Genomic DNA, 21,118 nt, shown 5'->3' with positions numbered 1-21,118 from the left:
TATATACTACAAGAAATTACTTTTAATAAGGGTGTTAATATGAGAGATGTTACGTTAATTCAAATTTTCAATCATCATATCGCAAAAAAATATCTCAATCGCTCTGGCGTTGCTCATGCTATTGCTTGTGCATACCACGCCTTCAAATTAGCGAAAAAGCGGAACGTATCGGTGGACTTGGCAACCAAAGCCGCCCTGCTGCACGATATGGGTCATTATACGTGGTATCAAAATGGCAAATGGGATTATGATTTATACAAAAAGAATGATATCCATGCCATCAAAGGTGCGGAACGAGCTCATAAATTGTTGATCCGATTAGGAGAAAATCCAATTATGGCAAAAGAAATTGCCATCGCCATTTTATTTCATACCGATTCATATATGCCTGAAAGTTTTATCAAACGGACACCGTTGCAAGAAATCGTCAAATTAGCAGATGAGTTGGACGAGGAACAAGGTGGGATGCATCATTATCGAACCATAGAGAAAGACAGGGCGATAAAAATGATTGAACGCTTAGACCAAATGATTGATGAAGAATCATAAAAAAAAATCGCTTAGCAGTGAGCCAAAGAAAAATAGGATGCCCAGGAGTGTAAAATTGATTTTACATCCCTAGGCATCCTCAGCCCTGGTCTACATTTTTCCCTTTTATACTCATCCTTTTAGTCTACAAAAACTCCCCACCATCAGAAAAGCCACCATATGGTTTACTAATCTTATCTAAATTATTTTGAATGTTCATTAATTCATTATGATGTAATAGCATTTACTCAAATTATATACAAGTAACACTACACCAAATGGACCATGAATAAATAGACTTTAAGTGATAGTCGGAAGATTTGTATGATAAACTATCAATATTACATACGGTAAGGGTGATGAATCATGAAGAAACGAGTAGCATTATCATGGAGTGGCGGCAAGGATTGCTGTATGGCTTTGGATACTCTTATTGAGAAGGGTTATGAGGTTGCCTGCCTCGTTACGACCGTTCCAAAAGAATTGGGACGGACATTTGGTCATGGAGAGCGAACAGAGATGATTCGCTTACAGGGAGAGGCCCTTTCCCTACCTGTTCATTTTATAGAATGCACCTTTGAAACCTATACCGAGGAATTTGTTAAGACCGTACAAGCCTTGAAGGAAAAAGATGAAATTACTGGTATTGCGTATGGAGATCTTTATTTACAGGAACATCGGGATTGGGGCGAAAATGTAGCGAATGCTGTAGGTGTCGATGCCTTGTACCCCCTTTGGAGCAAAAAAGAAGATGCTCTGTCTTTACTGGACAGCTTTGTCCAATCAGGCTATCAAGCCATTGTTATTCGTGTAAGGGAAGATGTCCTCAATGAAACGTGGCTCGGCAGATTGCTAGATAAATCGTTTCTGCAGGACGTCCAAATGACAAGTATTTGCCCTATGGGAGAATCGGGTGAATACCATACCTTTGTATTTGATGGCCCCCTCTTCTCGAAAAAGATTCAATTGGAGCAGGCTGAATTCATCCAGCTTGAAACAACGAAGAAGCTAGAATTTAAAAGTTATTTTTTAAAAGAGACAAAATTAAACGGGTAGGGGGAAAAACTATGCAGATTCAATTAATTCGCCATGCAACACATCTTATTCATTATAATGGATTGAAATTCCTTTTAGACCCTATGTTTAGCGAGCAGGGAACACTTGCACCGGTTCCTAATGCCCCAAATCAACATCTTAAAAATCCATTATCTTCATTAGATGTCGATTTAGAGAGATTACTTGATATTGATGCGATTATCGTCACACATTCGCACCGTGATCATTTTGATGACCAGGCTATATCAAGCTTACCTAAAAATTTACCGTTATTTTGCCAACCTGCTGATGAGCAATTAATGAAAAATAAAGGATTTAAGCATGTCGTTGCTATAAGTAAAGAATTCGTTTGGCATGGAATCAAACTGATTCGAACAGAAGGGAAACACGGCCATGATCAGCTGGCAGAAGCTATGGGACCTGTTTCCGGATTTATTTTACAGACAGAGGATGAACCCACCTTATATATTATTGGGGATAGTGTATGGTATGGGAAAATAGAATCTTATCTTCAACAATATTCTCCATCTGTTGCTATCGTTTTTGCAGGAGAAGCACGTTTCTTGGAAGGTCTGCCAATCACAATGGGATTAGCCGATATTGAAAACATCCTACAGACTTCACTACATACAAAACTGATTATTTCCCATATGGAATCATGGAACCACTGCTTATTAAGTCGTGCTGAGGTTAGGGAATATATAAGACAGAACAAATTGGAAAATAGGATTTTGGTTCCTGAAAATGGAGAATTTATTGAGATAAGCTAGAGGGATTATGTTCAGAAAGTCCCAGGGACAGTTCCTTGGTTTTAAATGAGGTAAATGCAGACCATCAGAACCAGCCCGTTGAAATCAGAAATCACTAGATGGTTTTGGCATTTTTATTTATACTATGGAATGAAGTCAATGATTAGAGGTATGATATGTTCCCATTTAAAATCGGTTATCGAACCATTAAGACGGCCATCGGTGCTGCAGCAGCGATTAGTATTGCTCAATTTTTCGGCTTGAATTCCTTTGCTTCTGCAGGGATTTTGACCATCCTTTGTGTCCAAAGTTCCAAAAAAAAATCGCTGCAGGCTGCCTATGCCCGATTTTTTGCCTGTATGATTGCCATCGCTTTTTCGTATATCTTCTTTGAAACGATTGCCTACCATACCCTTGTGCTCGGATTGTTGATCTTGGCTTTTATTCCCATCACAGTTTGGTTAAAGGTATCTGAAGGAATCGTAACAAGTTCCGTTATTATACTTCATCTTTTCACAGCCAAAAACATAACGCTTGATATTGTATACAATGAAATAGCTCTTATTGTCATAGGTATTGGCGTTGCTCTTCTTGTGAATTTGTACATGCCAAGCCTTGACAATAAATTGAAACAATACCAAGTAGAAATAGAAGATAATTTCCGAACGATCTTTCAGGAAATGGTCTCGTACCTGCGAACCAATGAAAGTCGCTGGGTGGGAAATGAAATCATTGAAACGGCCCGCTCTTTGGATGAAGCGAAAAGTTTGGCGTTTCGAGATGTCGAAAATCATTTTTTACGAACACAAGATTATTATTACTACTATTTCAAGACGCGTGAAAAACAATTTGAGATTATTGAACGAATCCTGCCGATGGTGACCTCAATCGATTTACTGGTTGTTCAACGATTTATGATTGCGGACTTTCTTGAAGAATTAAGTGAAGGCATTCACCCCGGGAACACCGCACAACATTATTTAAATCGTTTGCATGATTTGCATCATCAATTTAAGGAAGAACCTCTACCAACATCAAGAGATGAATTTGAGGCGAGAGCCCAATTATTTCGTCTTTTGAAAGAGATGGAACAATACTTACTCATAAAGAAATCTTTAAAAGTGGATTAACCCCGAGCACCTGGGGAGACGGTTCTCTTGGTTTTAAAATAGACCACCAGAACCGTCCCATGGGTTTTCGCGGGCCAGATTCCTATAAGGATAAACCTGTGTTATTTTCCCTGCATGGATAGCTGCTTCTGTTTTTTTATTAGAATTAAATAATAAAAAATGTAATAGGCAAACATGATGAGCATTAGTCCCGCTGTCCACGATTGCCCGGTTGTGAAACTCATAGTTTGGAAACCATTTGTTTGTTCCTGAGGTAATCCAGTTACGATCCCCGCGGTGTACATATTATAAAAGCGATAGAATAAGCGTGCTAAAAATAGTAAAGTTACGGTGCTGCCAATCCAAATGTTCGGGCGGTAATGCAAACGCCCCTCTCTTTGTTCAAAACTAGTTAATGTAGCCCCGTAATAGGCAAGAATGATTCCTACAAGTATTCCTATCACGTCGGACAATAAACTGATCGGATGGGAAATTCCCCCTGCTAAAAAGATCAATCCAATAAAAATGAATAAACATGTCCTAACCAAGAGTTTTCTTGGATTTAGTTGCTGCCATCCGATATTTCGGCGCACACGCCTATAAATAACGAAGATAACCAAAGCGATAATGAAGATGATTGTGTCAGAGTGTTGATTCATAAGTTTCCTCCTTAAAAAATGGTTTTCTCCTATTTTAACAATGTTTATAATAATTTCGTTGCCATATGTGAACTCACCTGCTTAAGGTATGTAGAAAATGGTTAGGTGAGAGATATGTTAGGAAGTTGAATTTGGAGTGATCTAAGTAAAAAACAATAAATCACTTTTTACAACAGGATATAAACATTGAGGCATCCTGATTCATAAAAATACGTTTTCCATGATGGAATGTCTTCATTTCAATGGTTGTAAATCCAACATCCGATAATTCTTTTTTCAGTTCATCATGGGAGAAACCGTTATGTACTTTCGGATGATTGATTTTATCATTTTTGTCAAAATCGATCATGATTAGCTTTCCATCATGATGTAAAAGGTTAAACATTTCTTGTAAAATTTTTTTCGTTTCAGGAATATGAAGAAGGACTAATGACATTAAAACGATGTCTGCCTTAAGATCAGGCGATTCATGAGTAAAATCTGAATAAAGTACGTTTGCGTTGGTCATTCCTTTTTGTGAAATTTTCGTTTTCGCAACCTCAAGCATTTGTTTAGATGAATCCACCAACAATATCGAGTCTACTAAATCTGCTAATTCTAAACTAATTAGCCCAGTCCCACTACCATAGTCTACTAAGGATTTTGATTTACAATTTTGTAATTCTGGTCTTACTTCCTTCACGATCACTTTGGCTAATTCCATTCTTTCTTCGGTATCATACCTATTTGCCATCTGTTCAAAAACGTTATTTTCCATAGTCCACACCCCACTATATAAATAAGCAAAGCTACATAGTCGTCATTATAGAAAAAACAAATACCTTAAAGCACGATTCTCCCCCTCCTGTATAAATAGTAGGTTCTATAATAACCTTTTTAGAAATTTTATAAATCAACTATATATACGCTATACTAATTTACCATATTCCCCACCATATAAAAAAGGTCAGACCTCCAATGTGCCGAAATCTTCGTCAATGAATTAAATTATTTAATTTTCTGAATATTTTGTTGACGGTTTCCTATTATTCCACTTACAATGGTATTTGTAGGAATATGCACATCTATGAAATTAACGTTCTATAACTATCAAAACGAGGAGTGGTTTCATGAAAAATCGTGTGAATCCAGAATTATTAGGTGGGCTAGAGCTATTTAAGGATTTCATCATCCGCCCCGAATTTTTAGAGGCGCTTAGACAAGGTGCAGGGCAAATGGATATCCCGGTCACAGTGGATGAAGATTTATCTTTAGAAAATGATTTTATTGAAGGGCCTGATGGTAACCCATTACGCGTACGGATTTATCGTCCGAAATCATCAAAAGAAACATTACCTGCTCTCTTATGGATTCACGGCGGGGGCTACATACTTGGTTCAATAGATGGCGATGATCAACTCTGTCTTGGTTTTGTCAAGACAACTCATTGTGTGGTCGTGTCTGTTGACTACCGTTTAGCTCCAGAACATCCATACCCTGCTCCGATTGAAGATTGTTATGCTGCATTGAAATGGATTGCGGACAACGCTGAACACTTAAATATTGATCCGAATCGAATTGGTGTGGCAGGTGCAAGTGCTGGCGGTGGGCTTACCGCGGCCTTAAGCCTTTTAGCCCGTGACCGGCAATACCCTTCTCTTTGTTTCCAAATGCCTCTCTATCCGATGATCAATGACCGAAATAATACCCCCTCTGCTAACGAAGTGACAGAAGGCTTTGTTTGGAATCAACAAGCAAACGAAGTCGGTTGGAAGATGTATCTTGGGGACTTGCACGGAACAGATCAGGTTCCCGCCTATGCTGCCCCAGCCAGGGCGGATGATTATAGTAATCTACCATACACTTATACCTGTGTTGGCCAATTGGACCCCTTCCGCGATGAAACCATTACCTATGTCACAAAATTAGCTCAAGCTGGTGTAGACGTAGAGTTTCATTTATACCCCGGTGCATATCATGGATTTGAAGGCATCAATCCCGATGCAAAGATCTCTCAACAAGCTTTAAAGGAATATACACAGGCCGTTAAAAACGGGTTTGATAGAGTAAGAGTAGAGTCAAACGTTTAGAGTCACGCAGCCAACACTATTTTTTTAAAAGGCTCTGTTACATGTAAGTGTTGCTTTTTCATTTTTATAAAGGGAACCCCTTTTTTAAAGGAACGGGTTCTCTTTTGAAGTGCAAAATGTGGAAAAGCAGGTTAAATAACATACGAAAAAGCGTGGTAATTCGCAAAGGGATTCGTCAAAAGATAGGTATGAAAATTCATAAGTGGAGAATTTCCGTCTATTGTAAATTTCGAGGCAAAATAAGGAGATATAAGCGGAGATATTCCGATTAATACTTGTCATTAAGGCAAAAACTAAGGTTTTGGATAATATAAGCGGAAAAACTTCCCTTACTTTTGGGGAAACATGGGTATTTACCTATTTAAACGGAATTTATCCGTTTATTGCAAACACAAGGGAATCAGGTGATAATTTACATCTATTTTAGCCATGCAATTATCAGATGGAGAATATCTATTCGTAAGGTGTTATTTACTATGTGATTGATCGTGCGGTTTTATATGCCAACTAGCCCAAAATATTGATACAATAATAAAAAAGCAGGATGCTAAATTCATTGCGATTTAGCATCCTATTAGTGTTGTGTTTTTCTGTTTTGCACCCTTAAAGAGAACCCGTTATTTTTTAAAGGCGTTTCCCTTTATAAATTCCATTATATTCATCCCCCTTCACTTCTCCATATGGGTTGTTATTTTACTATAAAAATAAAGATAATCCATTTAATTCTTAACAGTTTGGTTGTTTAATCTTTCAAGCTCTTCTTCCATTCTTACTGGGTCTATTCGTTCAAACAAGGGTTCTACTTTTGACAGTTGCTGCGATTTAACCAAAAACGGACCCCAATCGGTTTTTGTTGTGCTGATCATTTCCTTAACCTTTTCGCTTGAAAAAGGAAGGAATGGAGTAAGGATATGAGCAACATTTGCAACCAGATAAACGCAATCCGCCAGAGTTTGTTTGCAAGACTCGGTATCATCCTTTATTTGTTTCCAAGGTTGTTGTTCATCAAAGTATTTGTTCGAAAATCTAACAAGTTCGAATACTTTTTCCAACCCTTGTTTGAATGCAGCACTTTCAATGCAATGCCCTACTTCTTTGTATAAGTGGTATACTTTATCCTGAATCTTCGAAGTTATGTCTTTTTCAGGAATTCCACCTTCAAATGACTTTTCAATAAATTTCAAAGTTCGATTAACGAAGTTTCCATATGCCCCTAATAACTCACTATTATGGCTAAAAATGAACTCTTTCCAAGAATAATCTGCATCTCGGTTTTCTGGTGCGTTAATTGTTAAGAAATACCGTATGGAATCTGGTTCGTACCTTTCTAAAATATCTGGAACCCAAACAGCCCAATTTTTACTGGTAGATAATTTTTTCTTTTCCAATGTCAAATACTCGTTTGAAACGATATGCGTTGGTAATGGTTCTTTGCCAAGACCAGCAAGAATTCCAGCCCATATAATCGAATGGAAAGGGATATTATCTTTCCCGTGAACATAATAAGATCGAGCAGAGGAATTCCAAAATGATAAATCATCGCTATCGGTTTCTTTAGCCCATAGCTTACTAGCTGTGTAGTACCCTGATACAGCCTCAATCCATACATAGATTTTCTTCTCTTCATATCCAGCAACTGGAACACTTACCCCAATAGGCAAATCCCTTGAAACAGCTCTATCTTGCAAACCTTCCTTTAAATAGCGTTTTGTAAGAGAAATGGCATTTTCCCTCCATAGGTTCTTTTCTTCTGCTTTTTGAGTAAAGTTTTCTAAAACATTTTGGAAAGAACTTAAGGAAAAGTAAAAATGCTCTGTAAATCTTGTAGTAGGCTCATTCCCACAAATTTTACATTTTCTTTCAAGTAGTTCAAGCGGTTCTAATATGGTTGAACAATGATCACATTGGTCCCCGCGAGAAGGCTCCTTGCAAACAGGGCAAATTCCTTCCACATAACGGTCAGGCAAAAACTGCTGACAATGTTCACAATATGTTTGTTCGATTTCCTTTTTGTAAATCAATCCTTTTTCAAGTAGCTCTAAAAATATCTCTTGAACGGTTTTATGGTGATGTTCAGTGTCAGTCCTTGTGTAAGTATCGTATGAGAATCCTAATCTTGAAAAACAATCTTCGAATTCTTTATGATAACGGTCTGCAATCACTTTCGGAGAAACCCCTTCTTGTTTTGCTCTGACCGTAATCGGTGTTCCATTACAATCGCTGCCAGATACATACAAAACTTTTTCTCCCTTTAAACGATAATATCTCGCAAGAATATCCCCAGGTAACAAGCTCGAAATATGACCCAAATGTAATGAGCCGTTTGCATAAGCCCAAGCCCCACCAATAAAAATACTCATAATGATAAACCTCCTACTATGATTTAAATTTTGAAAACAAAAAAAACCTCGCCCTTAACTGTAATAAATAGTTAAGGGCGAGGTTTGAATTTCCACACGGTACCACCTTAATTTGCCAATAGCTCACACCATTGGCCTCAACAAGTACGGAGTATTATTTGCTACTCTTATACTGTGACATTAATAACGAGTGCCAAATCCCGTCGTATCCTACTAATACTAATTACGTTTGGTACGAAGCTCAGAGACCATTGTTCAAATGAATGTTTTTGCTTCTTTTCAGCTACCGAAGCTCTCTGGCGAAAAACAAAATCATTTTACTTTTTCCCTTCATTGCCTTTGTTTGATAATTACCAATATTTTATTCAATAATTTTCCTGACGTCAACATTAATATTCCCACAACCCCGAAAATAATGGAGGTCAATTCTCCCCTTTAGTTGGCACAACAAAAAAAGTTGCCGAAGCAACTCCTAGTTTTACTATAGTACACGTTAATTTAGCATTAACCCATTAAATCAACTTAGCAAACCAAGCTACATAATATGCTGCAGTTTCAACAATAAAGAACTTAAATCACTTAAGTTATTCTTCTTATCGGTAACATAATAAACTACGATTGCCTTTTGCATGATACACCTCCTGATCAAAATATATCCTACTATCTATTAAACTTCCCCGTTACTTGAAGAAGAAGGTAATTTCGTTGTTCCAGTAAAGCCCTCGATAGTTTAAAAGAACATATTAAAGCACCAGAACTTTTTAATTGTTGTAATGACTCTGAAACATTAGGAAAAAGTTCAAACTCTCCAGGATAAATAACCTTATCGCTCCCCCCGATAGTACCATCCCTATCTATGAAAACAGCTTGTATGAACATAACTTTCACCACCAAACTTACAGTTTATCCTAATAAATATTCTGTAATTCCTCTTAGGCATTGTTAGAATACAACATAGAAAAGTTATTTTATTCTTTTCTACATTTTGTCACTTTCTCAACTCACTATATTGAATATGGATTCGGTTTTCCGGCTTGTGGTCCACAGTATATAGTATCAAAAGGAAAAACCATTCCATAGGCTTCATTAGTAGGTAGACAAGGTCTGCGGACCATTTTGACTGAATATGTCGGCTAAGAGGGTATCCATACTTATCGTAAAAAGTTCTGATTACCTTATGGCAATTTGGCGTATATTCCTCCAAAATATTTTCAAAAGCATTCGCAATTAGCAGTTGCCGGTTTACGATAATTCTTGAGCCCCTTCTTATTCCTGCCCTAACTGGCTTCACTAGTTTACTATGCCCGGTTGCCGAAACCGTACACAGATAATGGCCGTCCCCCTCAGTGACCTTCGGTGCCGGTGCGGGAATCCTAGAGTAATGAAATGAACTTGTATCAAGGAACACTCGGATAAAGCTATCAGGCCGCTGACCAAACAGAACCAATATCAATTGAATAAGGATCAGGACGGGAAAAAGACAGATTGCCCATACTCGTGACATCTTTTGATAGTTTGAAGAGATCCTGTAAAGAAAAAGCAAGAAAGAATGCTTGTAATCCGGCTCCGATTCCCCCATCTTTTCAAGTAAACCATTTAGTGATTCCTGTAATCGAGCAATATAGAGGAAAATTAAGGATAAGAAGCTAACCTGCAACAGCGGGACAGAAAATTCCTCTCCATCATGGGTGAAAGCTGTATGCGTTAAATAGATAACTGCAAATAGGATATTTAATATCATTACCGTGCTGCCTACACAAAATAGGATTGGGGAAAGCGCCACTTGAGAAGCTATCAACCAAAAGCTAAACATACCAAGGATTAATAAAAAAATCACTGACAAGACATGCTCATTTGCGAGTGAGGCATATCCATTTGCTTTGACCCTGTTCATGGAGAAAATCCACATCTGCTCGCCCCCCTCCAAGCCAATATGATTGATAAAAAATCCAATCATCAATAAACAAATAATGGCCATAGAGTAAAAAGCATCAATGAACTTGGTTCTAACTGAGCCACTTCTGTTCACTTGACGCCTCTTTTTTGATAGAAAACTTTGTACCATTCGAATAAAGGCATATGTAGGAACAGACACAAACAGTAGTATCACTAACACTAACGAGAACAACAACGTAATCCCTCCAATTAAGTAACCATTAAATTAACATGACACAAGCCTGGTACGAATAACTCGAATTTTTGCGAGAAACAGAGTCATTGACTTATATACATAGAATTTCTTTGTGCATATTAATAATAATACATAGTTAATCTAGGTACAAGTTTTTTGTGAATTCCTCAAACTTTTCAACCCAAAAGGACGGTACATATTCTCCAATGTCTTAGGTAAGATGTTCCCATACGTGTTCAGGAAGAATAGCTGTTATTGAACTTTTATCGAACCTGCTTTGCCACGATTTTCGTCTAATTGATTACGGCCATAGGAATTTACCACCTCTGCCATCTTTTGTACCACTCTCTGACAAGGAATTTACCAGGCTTCGCCAAACCCTTTACCAATAAAAAGCTCCTCTGATTATAATGTGAATCTAGAGGAGCTATTTTAATTGTTTGAATATAATATTAAGCCTTGAAGAATTCTAGGATGATTTTCCTTGTCCCTTCATGGATATCCTGCTCAGTCCATTCATATGGAAATGGCTCTTCACCATATACATTTAGAAGCTTTTTCTTTAATTCACTTGGGAACGGATACCACTCTTTATAGCCGACCCAATAATAGTATTCTTCCATTTTAATTAGTTTTCTCCGTGTCAAAATAGCCATTCTTAGACTTCCATTCCTAATCCATGACGTTCCCTCATGGAGATTTCACCATCCAATAAGAATTGATAGGAATCATGGATAATGCGGTCTAGAATGGCTTCTGCAATTGTTCCATTTCCCAATTTCAAGTGCCATCCACTAGGATCAATTTGAGAACAGTAAATGGTGGAGGAGGATTTGTGTCGAGCTTCAGTAATCTCCAACAGGATGTTTGCTTCGTCCTTTGATAGTTCCGTAAGTAGCCATTCATCAAGAATGAGTACATCTGTTTTTGAATATTTCTTGATCAACTTTCGGTAGCTGCCGTCGGCGGCCAATTTTGCCAAGGACAATTCATCCAGTAATTCAGGTAAACGAATGTACTTTACATTATAGAATTGACGACATGCGGATATACCAAATGCACAAGCCATATAGGTTTTACCCGAACCCGTAGGACCCTTCAATATGATGTTATGATGATCTTGGATATAAAGGCCACTGGCTAATTTCAAAATAAGTTCCTTCTTCAATTTGCGATCTTCAAAATACTCAATATCTTCAATACATGCTTTTGAGTCCGAAAATGTGGCATTTTTAATTAATCGATTTAAGTTATTACTTTTGCGACGTGAATACTCCAAATCAACTAGCAGTGAGAATCGATCTTCGAAACTCATGGACTTATATTCTTTATTCAGGGACTGTTCCTTGTAAGCTTCGGCCATCCCAGTTAATTTCATTTCCTGCAGTTTGGTTAACATTTGATCATTCATCATTTTTCTTTTCCTCCATAATAAGAAGCCCCGCGGGTGAAGCCATAGTTGGTGTCGGTTATTTCTGTGTTTTGCTTCAATTCTTGTTCTGCATCCTTTTTCTTGTTGCTTTTCAGAATCGTTTGAATGCTTTTGACCGTCGGTCTTCTTGTCATGGTGAGCACCATTTTACATGCAATTTCTATTTCGTATTTGGTATAACGATGCTCCATTTTCTTCAAAGAAAAGATCGATTGTAATGCTTGTTTTTCAGATTGATAGGTATTTAAAATGGATTTCACAACACTCAATGTTGAAGTTCCAATGCTTTCTGCCCATTCAATTGCCACTTCAGGAGTTTGGTCCACAAATAATTTATGATTGTCTGGCATATGTTCCCGGACAGTTGATATCTGCCCGAATCTCCCATATAATCTTTTATGTGAAGTTAACCACATATGATTGAAGTAGACGGCTACCATATCATCTGAAAGCTTCACATCAACTTGCCGATTGATGTATTCATATGGAACTGAATAAAACATGCTTTCAACGGAAATGTGGTAATCCGGCCGCACTTTTGCCGTTCTCCACTCTGAAATCTTATAGGGCATGTCCGGAAGGGGGAAAGCGCAAATTTCTCCTCTTCTTCAAATGCTGAATATCGGCTTCCTTCTTTTCGGGTAAAAGGACGATGATTGAATTCATCTAATTTCTTTCTAACTTCCTCATTCAACTCTTCAATACTAAAACAGTGGGTATTCCTTAATGCAGCTATGATCCATGTCGAAATATTCCCGACAGAGCCCTCGACACTTGGTTTATCTTTAGGACTTCGTACGCGTGCCGGCATGATGATTGTATTGTAATGATTGGCCATTTCCTTGTAGGTTGGATTCAATACAAGTTCCCTTGAAGTATGTTTCGTCACGCCAGTTTTCAGATTTAATGTAAAAAAATGATTAATGTAAAGTAGTAAAGAGAAATGTTGATGATGAAAGGTTGGATCCAAATTCAACTTTACATTAATTGACTATAATAGGATCAGCCCATTAATGAGAGGAGACTATGGAAATGGCTGATTTTATTTCATTTGAAGAACTGCGGTTGAAGATGGACCAATTGAAGGAAAAGGTAACAACTGATCTAAATAATTCCAAACTGGCTTATATTTATTGCGGCGTCATTGATGAATTCCTTCTATTTTGTAAACAGGAATCATCTTACATGCCAGTGGACAATGTACCGAAATATTATGAACAGGTAACAGGGGTAAGTCCATACATACGCCCCTCAACCGAATGTAAAAAACGTAAGGCGCGAGCAGTACTATTTATCAGAGATACGTTGAATGGATGTGATTTGGCAAGAAGGTATATCTATCATTCCACTTCAATACCAGAAACCTTCCAGAAAGATATCCAGCTTTATGAAGAGTGGCTAGTTTCAAAGGAATGTAGTCGCAGTACAATAAGAACCCGTATCGGAAGATTAAAACCATTTTTTATTTTTATTTTCGAAAATGGCTGTTCTTCGATTGACAGTTTGGATCCCCAAACGTTTGTTAATTTTATCGGAACCCTTGATGGGCACTATTCTTCTACAGGAAAAACGAATATTCTTTATACCATCAAAAGTTATTTTTCCTGCCCAATGATCAGTAGTAATTTGAAATTTAGATTTGATTCCTTTTTGGAAAACCTTCACACGAACAAACATGAGCGACTAGAATCTGCTTATTCTGCCGAGGAAATACGAAAGGTACTGGATTCCGTCGACAGAGCCTCTGGGCAGGGGAAAATGTTGTATCTAATGATGCTTCTTGCTAGTGTGTATGGGCTCCGTTCTTCTGATATCAGGACCCTCCAACTATCGAACGTCGACTGGAAAAAGCAGTGCATTAAACTTAGCCAACAAAAGACCAAAAGATATTTGGAACTTCCTTTAATACAGGAAGTATGCTTGGCGCTGCTGGATTATATAAAAAACTCCAGACCCCAAACTATAGATGATTATATTTTTATTAGACAAAAACCACCCCATGTGCCATATGCAGATGATAACCACTTTTCGCAAAAAGTCCGCGCCTTCTTTAAGAAAGCCGGGATCAATACGGATCGGAAACATGCTGGACTTCACTCCATGAGACACAGCTTGGCAACTGGTATGATGTTGGACGGTGTTCAGATCAGCGAAATTGCCACAATCCTTGGACATACATCTCCCCAGACAACCACTAGGTACATCTGGTCCGATATTTCTCAGTTAAGAAAAGCCTCTATGGAGGTGATGACGTATGCTGAATGATAAGGAATTTCAAGCTTTCCAAGAAGGAATTTTCAAGGATTATTTCAAAAAATATATAATGTTTAAACGTGGTAAAGGTGAAAAAGTGACACATTCCACACTGATTAGATTGAAATCACTAAACCAAGAGCTTACCCTTTCTTGTGATAGTCTGGAAATCAGTCATGAAGTGGCAGAGTTCATTCTACGTGAAAGAGAAAAGGAAAGTCCGTCATCCAGGGGACTTCGCGTTTCAGATTTCCGTCAGTTCTCAGCTTTTCTTCGAAGTTTGGAGATTGTTTCCTATGAAATACCACGTAAATATATGAAGAAAGTATACCTGCCATTCCGTCCATATATTTTTTCAGAAGCTGAACTGGAGTCCATTACCGTGGCAGCTGATCAACTTTCACAAGGGAGAAGATCAAATACCCATTGTCAAATTTATCCTGTCATCACCCGTATTTTGATTGGAACTGGGATGCGTATCGGGGAAGTCCTTTCGCTTAGAATAAAGGATGTAGACATGGTTGACCAACTACTTATTGTGTATAAATCAAAAAATAATGTATCCAGATATGTGCCCATGTCAGAAAGCCTTTCAGCAACAGTTGGCAGGTATCTTTCCAAAATACAGCACCGCCATGAATCGCAGCGGCATTTGTTTATTTCACCTTATACTGGAACGGGTTATTCCTATGATGCCATGAAATATATGTTCCGAAAGATATATTCAGCGGCAGGAGTTCGTACTCCCCAGGGAAGACTACCAAGAATCCATGATGTACGGCATTCGTTTTGTACGGCTAGTCTAAACCGAATGTTAGAGTCTGGCATGAATCTTTATACGGCGATCCCGATTCTCGCGGCCTATGTAGGACATGTGAATTTGTCCGATACTGAGCGTTATATTCATTTAACAGAACATGGATACAGCGACTTTATCAAGAAAGAATCCAATCTAAGCAGCCTAATTCCGGAGGTGTGTGATGAAAACTAAACCACTATCCCACTATGTACAAGCCTATTTTTTATCCTATCTAATAGCACAAAGGGGATATGGCAGAAATACGGTGGCTTCCTATAGGGACACCTTTAAACTTCTGTTCACTTTTCTTGAGGAGAACAAATTGTCTGTCTCGAAGCTTTCCATAGAAAATGTTGACAAAAAGTGCGTTATGGAATTTCTTGATTGGCTGGAAAGCAGAAGAAAAAATGCTATATCCACGCGGAATGTACGCCTTGCACATTTAAAATCATTTTGGGGTTATGTATTGGCAACTACCCCAGAATGGGCAGAACATTGTAGCCAGATTATCCAAATCCCATTTAAAAAAACAGCAAAGAAACCCCCTGCCTATTTGACAGAATCAGAAACAAAACAGCTCCTGGGCATTCCAGATGGTAACGCACGATCGGGAATTAGACATATGGCTATGCTCTCATTGCTTTATGATTCGGGGTGCAGAGTTCAGGAGCTTATTAGCCTGAACACATCCGATATTACCTTGGGTGATATATGTAAACTTTTCGTAAAAGGCAAGGGCGACAAATATCGTGAAATACCTATAATGCAGGAAACAGGCAAAATTATCAAAAAATATATAAGCATATATGAACGTCAGCCTGAAAAACCATTGTTCTGTAATAGCAGGGGAGAACGATTAACACGGGCAGGTATCTCCCATATTTTGAACAAGTACCAGAAACTTGCCAAAGAGATGAATGATGAACCTTTTCAGGAAAATCTCTCACCACATCTCCTAAGACATAGCAAGGCAACCCATCTTGTTAATAATGGAGTAAGTATCTATAATATTAGAGATTTCCTTGGACATGCATCCGTGACAACAACCCAGGTATATCTAACGTCTAACCCGGAAGTCATGCGGGAAGCAATTGAAAAGGCCTCGCAAAAGATAGCACCGGACGGTGCAGATTATTTTTCTACCGAAGAAAAAGCAGATCTGATGTCCTTTCTTGAGACGCTTTTCTAAAATATATAATGTAAAGTTGGGGTTAGAGATTAGCATGATTCTATCTATCTTTAACTACCGGCTTTACATTAATCATTTCTTTTCATTAAATTTATAATGTAAAGATTTACATTACAGATTATCCGACACAACTATTTGGGTGGCACCACCAAAATATTCATATGCACGAATATGCGCTCCAATCCAGGAGTGTAAATCCATTGATAAAGTCGCTTCCGCATAGGAAAGTTGGCTGCACGGCAATGTCGCCACAAACACATACGCTTTCACTTTTTCCCCCGTATCCCTATCAATGATAAAGGCTGTGGATCCAGCCCAATCCACCTCTAAAATTTCTCCAGGCTTTCTGCGGATACGAAGGGTGGCTTTGTATTTCTGTGCATAATTGCTATAAAAGCGACTAAAACTTCTATATGAATATGGGATTTTATTATTCGCCCGGCTTTTTGCTTCATATTCATAGTGTAGTAGAGAAAGGGTAACGTTTGGTTTGGCCAACTCTTTATGAATGTATTCAAAGTCGATAAGCTGCCTACCAGAAGCCTCAAATGACTTCTCAGGAAAAAGAAATTCCTCAATCCATCTATCATTCATTTCCTCGTCTAACGGACAAGTCAATCCTTTCTTCTTAGCCAATTCGATGACCTCTGTTACTTTCTGTCGAGAGTTTCCAGTACTAGTGGCAATCCCCCTCATACTGATTCCATCATCATGTAATTCCAGTATCTTACGATATTGGATCATAAAAAAACCTCCTATATATAGTGTCATATCGCAAGATATGCTCACTAATTATACAGAAAGTAGATGGTGGTAAATAACCTGCCGATTAGTGGTAAATTCCTTGGCACTCCCTGGTAAAAACAATGGCAGAGGTGGTACATTTCAGTGGCCGTAATCATCTAATAAATTTAATTCTTGATCCTGTGCATGTACCCAACCTGGATTATTATTATATTCCCGCGCACCAATAACCAGCTTTATTTCATCCTTTTTATTAACAAACAGATTCACCTCTTAAGATTAATTCAAAACTAGTTTCTATCTTCATAATCAATTTTCCTTCTACAACTAACCTGCTTACTTTACTTCAATAAGAAAAAGCTATTCTCCTTCTTGAAGAATAGCTACCTTCAGCTTAACAAGTAATACTCAATATCTTTGGACTATTTTGTTCTCTGTCCCATTTAGAATTCTCTTTATATTATGTCGATGAAGAATGATTATTGATACATTTATTAGTAGAGAAAGTGCTATGATAACTTTATCTTCAAATATTAGACTGTAAATGAACAATCCTATACTAGCCAACATTGAACTTAGTGATACATACTTAGTAAATAATAAAGTTAACACAAACAAAACAAAACCAACTAAAACACCTAAAGGCGTCAAAAATAAGAAAACTCCAGTTGCTGTCGCAGCAGCTTTTCCACCTTTAAAACTAGCAAATACAGAAAATATGTGTCCTAATATGGCTAATAAACCACATACAATAGGGTTAACCGTAGAACTAAGTATTAGTGGAAGTAAACAAGCAAGTGTCCCTTTTAATATATCAGCAATTGCAACAATTACTCCTGCTTTTATGCCTAAAACTCTATAAGCATTAGTTGCACCAAGATTACCACTACCGTAATCACGAATATCTTTCTTATAAAACATTTTACCGATTACTAAAGCAAATGAGATTGAGCCTATTAAATAACTTAAAATCAGAGTTAAAATGTTCAAAGTAGTATTATCTCCTCACTTCGTTTGTTATTTTTAGTATTTCTATTTGTTGTATATCTTTTCCTGCAATCCTTATTAGATTAAACTGCCCCGTTAGCTCAACAGGAAAAAATGACCGCCGCAGCGACCATCCTCCTTAACAAAAGGACCCAATTAGTTTAAGAAGGATGTTTATATAAGTGAATAATATTCTGCAAAATATAAAATTCCAAACTTCCGTACAAGGAAAGTGTCTAACTCTGTTTCAGTATCTTTTTCAAATGGTGGATTTGTTAAGGTGTATGTTTTTGCATTTAACGTAGCCAATTTTTTCTTATGGAATCTATTATCAATTTTATTATCACTTATGTCTGTTATTAGAGCTTCTTTTGGATAACCCATTAATATTATATGAAACTTTAATGCTATTTTCGGCGTTGAATGCAACAACATAAAAATAACTCCTAATATTACTAAAATCGGAATTAATTTTTTCAAAAATACCACCCCATGTTTCCCCTCGAATTTTTGTAAAAGATACTCAAACCTATCTATTTTTTGGCTAATTCTTCCTTCACTCTTGGATTGTTAAATACTGCATTCAAATACAATTCTTAAGCTAATTTATTAATTTATTTAAGATTGTAGGCCACCAGTCCATAACCCCCCACTTTCTTCCAAGGCGAATTGCAATTGTATTGTTTTCTGGGCTAACATATAAAACTTGACCCAATGCCCCTAATGCAAAATAGTCATTATTCGTTTTGTTATTTAGATGTCCCCACCATAAATATTTATAATAAGCTTTATTTTGGTTAAACCACATTTTTCCCCAAGGATGTTTTTGATAATATCGAAAATGATCACTATTAGACGGCACATTATTTGGACTTACTGATTCCTTAATCCAATCTTGGCTAATTATCCGTTTCCCCTCCCATTCACCATTTTTTAAGTATAATCTGCCGAACTTAGCTAGATCTATTGCGGTCATTCCCAACCCGCTCTCAATCTTTTCAAATGAATATTTTTCACTATCTAATATCATAAAACCCGTAAATTCCATTCCTAACTGACTCCATATCTTCTCATAAAAAAAGTCTGTTACACTTTTACCTGTTGTCCTTTCAAGTATAAGCCCTAATATTAACAAATGATAATCATTATAATGAAAAAAGCTATCATTCGTATCTTCTACAACTGTTAGTGCCAATTCTCTTGCATTCGGATACAAATAAACTTTTGCTTCGTCTCTCCATGGAAAATGACCTTCCTTGAACTTTATTCCTGCTTCCATCTGAAGGAGATGTTTAATTCTACTATTTCTTAGTTTAATATCAGGTATATAAAAAGAAACGAAATCATCTACACTTTTTATATAACCATCATCAATAGCAATTCCAACTAGAGCAGAAATAAATGATTTTGTAATGGAGAACAACTTTTGAGGAGTCTCTCTTGTATGTCCATTAAAATAATCTTCATAAAGAATAGTATCATTTTTAATGATAAGTAATGCAGTAGTGCCTGTATTTTCCATAAATTGTTTAAAGTCAGCAATTCTTTTTTTCCCTTTATGTAAGTATTCAAGAGTGGAGAATTCCAGTTTATTTGGTGATTCTTTAAAAAAATATGGATTATTATCTACTGTTAGTTTCTTGGTTGAAAAGAACTGATAATCATTGTATGCCACTTTAAACTTATTTCCTAACATATATGAAAGATAAGTATGAATATAATTTTTTTGGTCCAATAGATATTTGTTATTGTCCATCAATTTTTCCTCCGAAAATCATTAATTTGGTCATTTGTGGTTAACTTTTTAGGCAACAAAAGCTAAGGAAATCACAAAATGACAGGAAAAGAATCATTGTTAACCTTGGCTCAGCTGTAAGTATTGCCCACATTCATTCAAGCCCAACTTTTAACCTAGGTAAAAAGTCCGCCTCCCTTGCAGTGCTTGCAGCTTTTTAGTCATATTCTACCATTATATTCTATTTTTCTAAATATTTTTTACAATGAAATATTACTTTCTATCTATAACTTTTAGCTTAAAAAAGGCCACCAAAAATGGCAGCTGGATCTTAAAGTAACGAACCCGGTAGTTCAAGAAGAAGTCTTGAAGTGATACAAATAATATAAATAAGAAGGCAACTATGCTAATCCAACCTATAACTTTTCGACCTTTCCGAAATTCTCCTAATCCCATTACTAACATAAATAAACTTAAGAAAACATCATATATGATTGGAACTCATGATTATTAGTAATCAATCCATATCCTGCGATAAAAGTAACGATTACTGCAAAAATTACTCTTAAAATCATTAACAATTATAAACGCCCCTCTATTACCTTTTTGCTATCCTGCTCCACTAGTTGAAGAAGCGACAGCTTTGTTCAGCTATCGCCCCCGTAAGTTCAATATGAATTTATAATGATGGGGGACTATCAGACAGACAAATCGATAAATTCTAGTTCCATTTCTGCTTCTGCTTTCGAACGATAAACGGTAATTTTATCATAGGGTTTCAAGTTGTCTTGCCACGATCCTATATTACTCAGAAAATCTTCTCCGTTTTCAGAAATTACCAAGCACTCTAAATGCCTATTGATATAACAAATTGGTGCGTCGCTTTCCAAATCACATTGTTGACCAACAGTTCCGATAAATCCACCTTTACTATCTTTTGCCATAATATCTACAAATGGAACTGTATAAAATTCTAAATGTGGAATATCATCGTCAAAGATAAATTGAATATCATAATCGTTAGCAAATTTTTGATACTCCACATTTTTATGATAAACACTCATAGAATAAATTGTTGTACCTGCTGGTATAACCTCAGCATCTTTTAAATTTACATTTATGGCTCCTGTTAATTCTGTTCTATCTAGATAAATTTTTCGCATCTCAACCTCCGTTAATCTTATTTTAAAGTAAATGCTCATTACTTTTGTGATTTCTTATTGAACTAACCTGCCCCTTTAGTTTAATAACGATAATAAATATAGGACTACCGAAACAACCCATTTGTTATGATGTTAAAGCCCCCGTTAGTTCAATA

At 36.9% G+C, this 21,118-nt stretch carries 23 protein-coding genes and 1 other annotated feature; of the genes, 8 read left to right on the top strand and 15 right to left on the bottom strand.

Going from position 1 to position 21,118, the window contains the following annotated elements:
* The first annotated feature begins 39 nt into the window (after positions 1 to 39).
* The 4 genes from RCG19_RS20565 (at position 40) to RCG19_RS20550 (ending at position 3,463) form a co-directional block, all read left to right on the top strand.
* Complete coding sequence (locus RCG19_RS20565) at positions 40 to 549, top strand: HD domain-containing protein (protein ID WP_308108666.1); 510 nt, start codon at positions 40 to 42, stop codon at positions 547 to 549.
* 345 nt (positions 550 to 894) lie between these two features.
* Complete coding sequence (locus RCG19_RS20560; protein ID WP_308108665.1) at positions 895 to 1,584, top strand: Dph6-related ATP pyrophosphatase; 690 nt, start codon at positions 895 to 897, stop codon at positions 1,582 to 1,584.
* Positions 1,585 to 1,595: 11 nt separating this feature from the next.
* A complete protein-coding gene (locus RCG19_RS20555) occupies positions 1,596 to 2,354 on the top strand; it encodes an MBL fold metallo-hydrolase (protein WP_308108663.1) in 759 nt (252 codons plus the stop codon).
* 155 nt (positions 2,355 to 2,509) lie between these two features.
* Positions 2,510 to 3,463, top strand: coding sequence for an aromatic acid exporter family protein (locus RCG19_RS20550; protein ID WP_308108662.1), 954 nt, complete (start codon positions 2,510 to 2,512; stop codon positions 3,461 to 3,463).
* 101 nt (positions 3,464 to 3,564) lie between these two features.
* On the opposite strand, the gene RCG19_RS20545 is transcribed toward RCG19_RS20550, so the two are convergent.
* Both RCG19_RS20545 and RCG19_RS20540 read right to left on the bottom strand, forming a co-directional pair.
* Entirely contained in the window at positions 3,565 to 4,101 is a 537-nt protein-coding gene (locus RCG19_RS20545; protein WP_308108661.1) for a CcdC protein domain-containing protein, read from the bottom strand.
* Positions 4,102 to 4,261: 160 nt separating this feature from the next.
* Positions 4,262 to 4,858 (bottom strand): class I SAM-dependent methyltransferase, encoded by a 597-nt coding sequence (locus RCG19_RS20540; protein WP_308108660.1) that lies wholly within the window; start codon positions 4,856 to 4,858, stop codon positions 4,262 to 4,264.
* A 352-nt stretch (positions 4,859 to 5,210) separates the two neighbouring features.
* Between RCG19_RS20540 and RCG19_RS20535 the strand changes: the two genes are divergently transcribed.
* Positions 5,211 to 6,170 (top strand): alpha/beta hydrolase, encoded by a 960-nt coding sequence (locus RCG19_RS20535; RefSeq protein WP_308108659.1) that lies wholly within the window; start codon positions 5,211 to 5,213, stop codon positions 6,168 to 6,170.
* A gap of 719 nt (positions 6,171 to 6,889) precedes the next feature.
* Here the strand turns inward: RCG19_RS20535 and metG are convergent.
* The 7 genes from metG to RCG19_RS20500 all read right to left on the bottom strand — a co-directional run bounded on the left by metG (position 6,890) and on the right by RCG19_RS20500 (position 12,952).
* Complete coding sequence (metG, locus tag RCG19_RS20530) at positions 6,890 to 8,530, bottom strand: methionine--tRNA ligase (RefSeq protein WP_308108658.1); 1,641 nt, start codon at positions 8,528 to 8,530, stop codon at positions 6,890 to 6,892.
* Between the two features lie 70 nt (positions 8,531 to 8,600).
* Positions 8,601 to 8,873, bottom strand: a binding site (T-box leader).
* Positions 8,874 to 9,190: 317 nt separating this feature from the next.
* Complete coding sequence (locus tag RCG19_RS20525) at positions 9,191 to 9,409, bottom strand: hypothetical protein (protein WP_308108657.1); 219 nt, start codon at positions 9,407 to 9,409, stop codon at positions 9,191 to 9,193.
* 109 nt (positions 9,410 to 9,518) lie between these two features.
* Complete coding sequence (locus tag RCG19_RS20520) at positions 9,519 to 10,640, bottom strand: DUF6688 domain-containing protein (RefSeq protein WP_308111039.1); 1,122 nt, start codon at positions 10,638 to 10,640, stop codon at positions 9,519 to 9,521.
* 473 nt (positions 10,641 to 11,113) lie between these two features.
* A complete protein-coding gene (locus RCG19_RS20515; protein WP_308108656.1) occupies positions 11,114 to 11,317 on the bottom strand; it encodes a hypothetical protein in 204 nt (67 codons plus the stop codon).
* Positions 11,318 to 11,319: 2 nt separating this feature from the next.
* Complete coding sequence (istB, locus tag RCG19_RS20510; RefSeq protein ID WP_308108655.1) at positions 11,320 to 12,075, bottom strand: IS21-like element helper ATPase IstB; 756 nt, start codon at positions 12,073 to 12,075, stop codon at positions 11,320 to 11,322.
* Entirely contained in the window at positions 12,072 to 12,629 is a 558-nt protein-coding gene (locus RCG19_RS20505) for a Mu transposase domain-containing protein (RefSeq protein ID WP_308108654.1), read from the bottom strand. The genes istB and RCG19_RS20505 overlap by 4 nt, the downstream gene beginning before the upstream one ends.
* Positions 12,548 to 12,952 carry a hypothetical protein gene (locus tag RCG19_RS20500; RefSeq protein ID WP_308108653.1) on the bottom strand — a complete coding sequence of 135 codons (405 nt, stop codon included), beginning with the start codon at positions 12,950 to 12,952 and terminating at the stop codon, positions 12,548 to 12,550. The genes RCG19_RS20505 and RCG19_RS20500 overlap by 82 nt, the downstream gene beginning before the upstream one ends.
* 173 nt (positions 12,953 to 13,125) lie before the next feature.
* Between RCG19_RS20500 and RCG19_RS20495 the strand changes: the two genes are divergently transcribed.
* The 3 genes from RCG19_RS20495 to RCG19_RS20485 are packed head-to-tail and all read left to right on the top strand — an operon-like array spanning position 13,126 to position 16,334.
* On the top strand, positions 13,126 to 14,358 hold the full coding sequence (locus RCG19_RS20495) for a tyrosine-type recombinase/integrase (protein ID WP_308107326.1): 1,233 nt from the start codon (positions 13,126 to 13,128) through the stop codon (positions 14,356 to 14,358).
* Entirely contained in the window at positions 14,348 to 15,337 is a 990-nt protein-coding gene (locus RCG19_RS20490) for a tyrosine-type recombinase/integrase (protein WP_308107327.1), read from the top strand. Before RCG19_RS20495 ends, RCG19_RS20490 begins: the two co-directional genes overlap by 11 nt.
* Positions 15,327 to 16,334 (top strand): tyrosine-type recombinase/integrase, encoded by a 1,008-nt coding sequence (locus RCG19_RS20485; RefSeq protein ID WP_308107328.1) that lies wholly within the window; start codon positions 15,327 to 15,329, stop codon positions 16,332 to 16,334. The genes RCG19_RS20490 and RCG19_RS20485 overlap by 11 nt, the downstream gene beginning before the upstream one ends.
* Before the next feature lie 111 nt (positions 16,335 to 16,445).
* On the opposite strand, the gene RCG19_RS20480 is transcribed toward RCG19_RS20485, so the two are convergent.
* The 6 genes from RCG19_RS20480 to RCG19_RS20455 all read right to left on the bottom strand — a co-directional run bounded on the left by RCG19_RS20480 (position 16,446) and on the right by RCG19_RS20455 (position 20,963).
* Entirely contained in the window at positions 16,446 to 17,078 is a 633-nt protein-coding gene (locus RCG19_RS20480; RefSeq protein WP_308108652.1) for a DDE-type integrase/transposase/recombinase, read from the bottom strand.
* A 408-nt stretch (positions 17,079 to 17,486) separates the two neighbouring features.
* The gene (plsY, locus tag RCG19_RS20475; RefSeq protein WP_308108651.1) at positions 17,487 to 18,068 is read right to left on the bottom strand and encodes a glycerol-3-phosphate 1-O-acyltransferase PlsY; all 582 of its coding nucleotides are present in this window, start codon (positions 18,066 to 18,068) and stop codon (positions 17,487 to 17,489) included.
* A gap of 171 nt (positions 18,069 to 18,239) precedes the next feature.
* A complete protein-coding gene (locus RCG19_RS20470; RefSeq protein WP_308108650.1) occupies positions 18,240 to 18,545 on the bottom strand; it encodes a hypothetical protein in 306 nt (101 codons plus the stop codon).
* A 121-nt stretch (positions 18,546 to 18,666) separates the two neighbouring features.
* Complete coding sequence (locus tag RCG19_RS20465; protein WP_308108648.1) at positions 18,667 to 19,821, bottom strand: serine hydrolase domain-containing protein; 1,155 nt, start codon at positions 19,819 to 19,821, stop codon at positions 18,667 to 18,669.
* Positions 19,822 to 20,073: 252 nt separating this feature from the next.
* Positions 20,074 to 20,256: a DUF3953 domain-containing protein gene (locus RCG19_RS20460; protein WP_308111038.1), complete on the bottom strand. Its 183-nt coding sequence runs from the start codon at positions 20,254 to 20,256 to the stop codon at positions 20,074 to 20,076.
* 242 nt (positions 20,257 to 20,498) lie between these two features.
* Positions 20,499 to 20,963, bottom strand: a complete 465-nt coding sequence (locus RCG19_RS20455; protein WP_308108647.1) for a hypothetical protein — start codon at positions 20,961 to 20,963, stop codon at positions 20,499 to 20,501.
* Between the last annotated feature and the right edge of the window lie 155 nt (positions 20,964 to 21,118).

It is taken from the genome of Neobacillus sp. OS1-2, from assembly GCF_030915505.1.
Lineage (GTDB): Bacteria > Bacillota > Bacilli > Bacillales > Cytobacillaceae > Neobacillus.
This window is presented reverse-complemented; position numbering and strand designations above follow the sequence as displayed.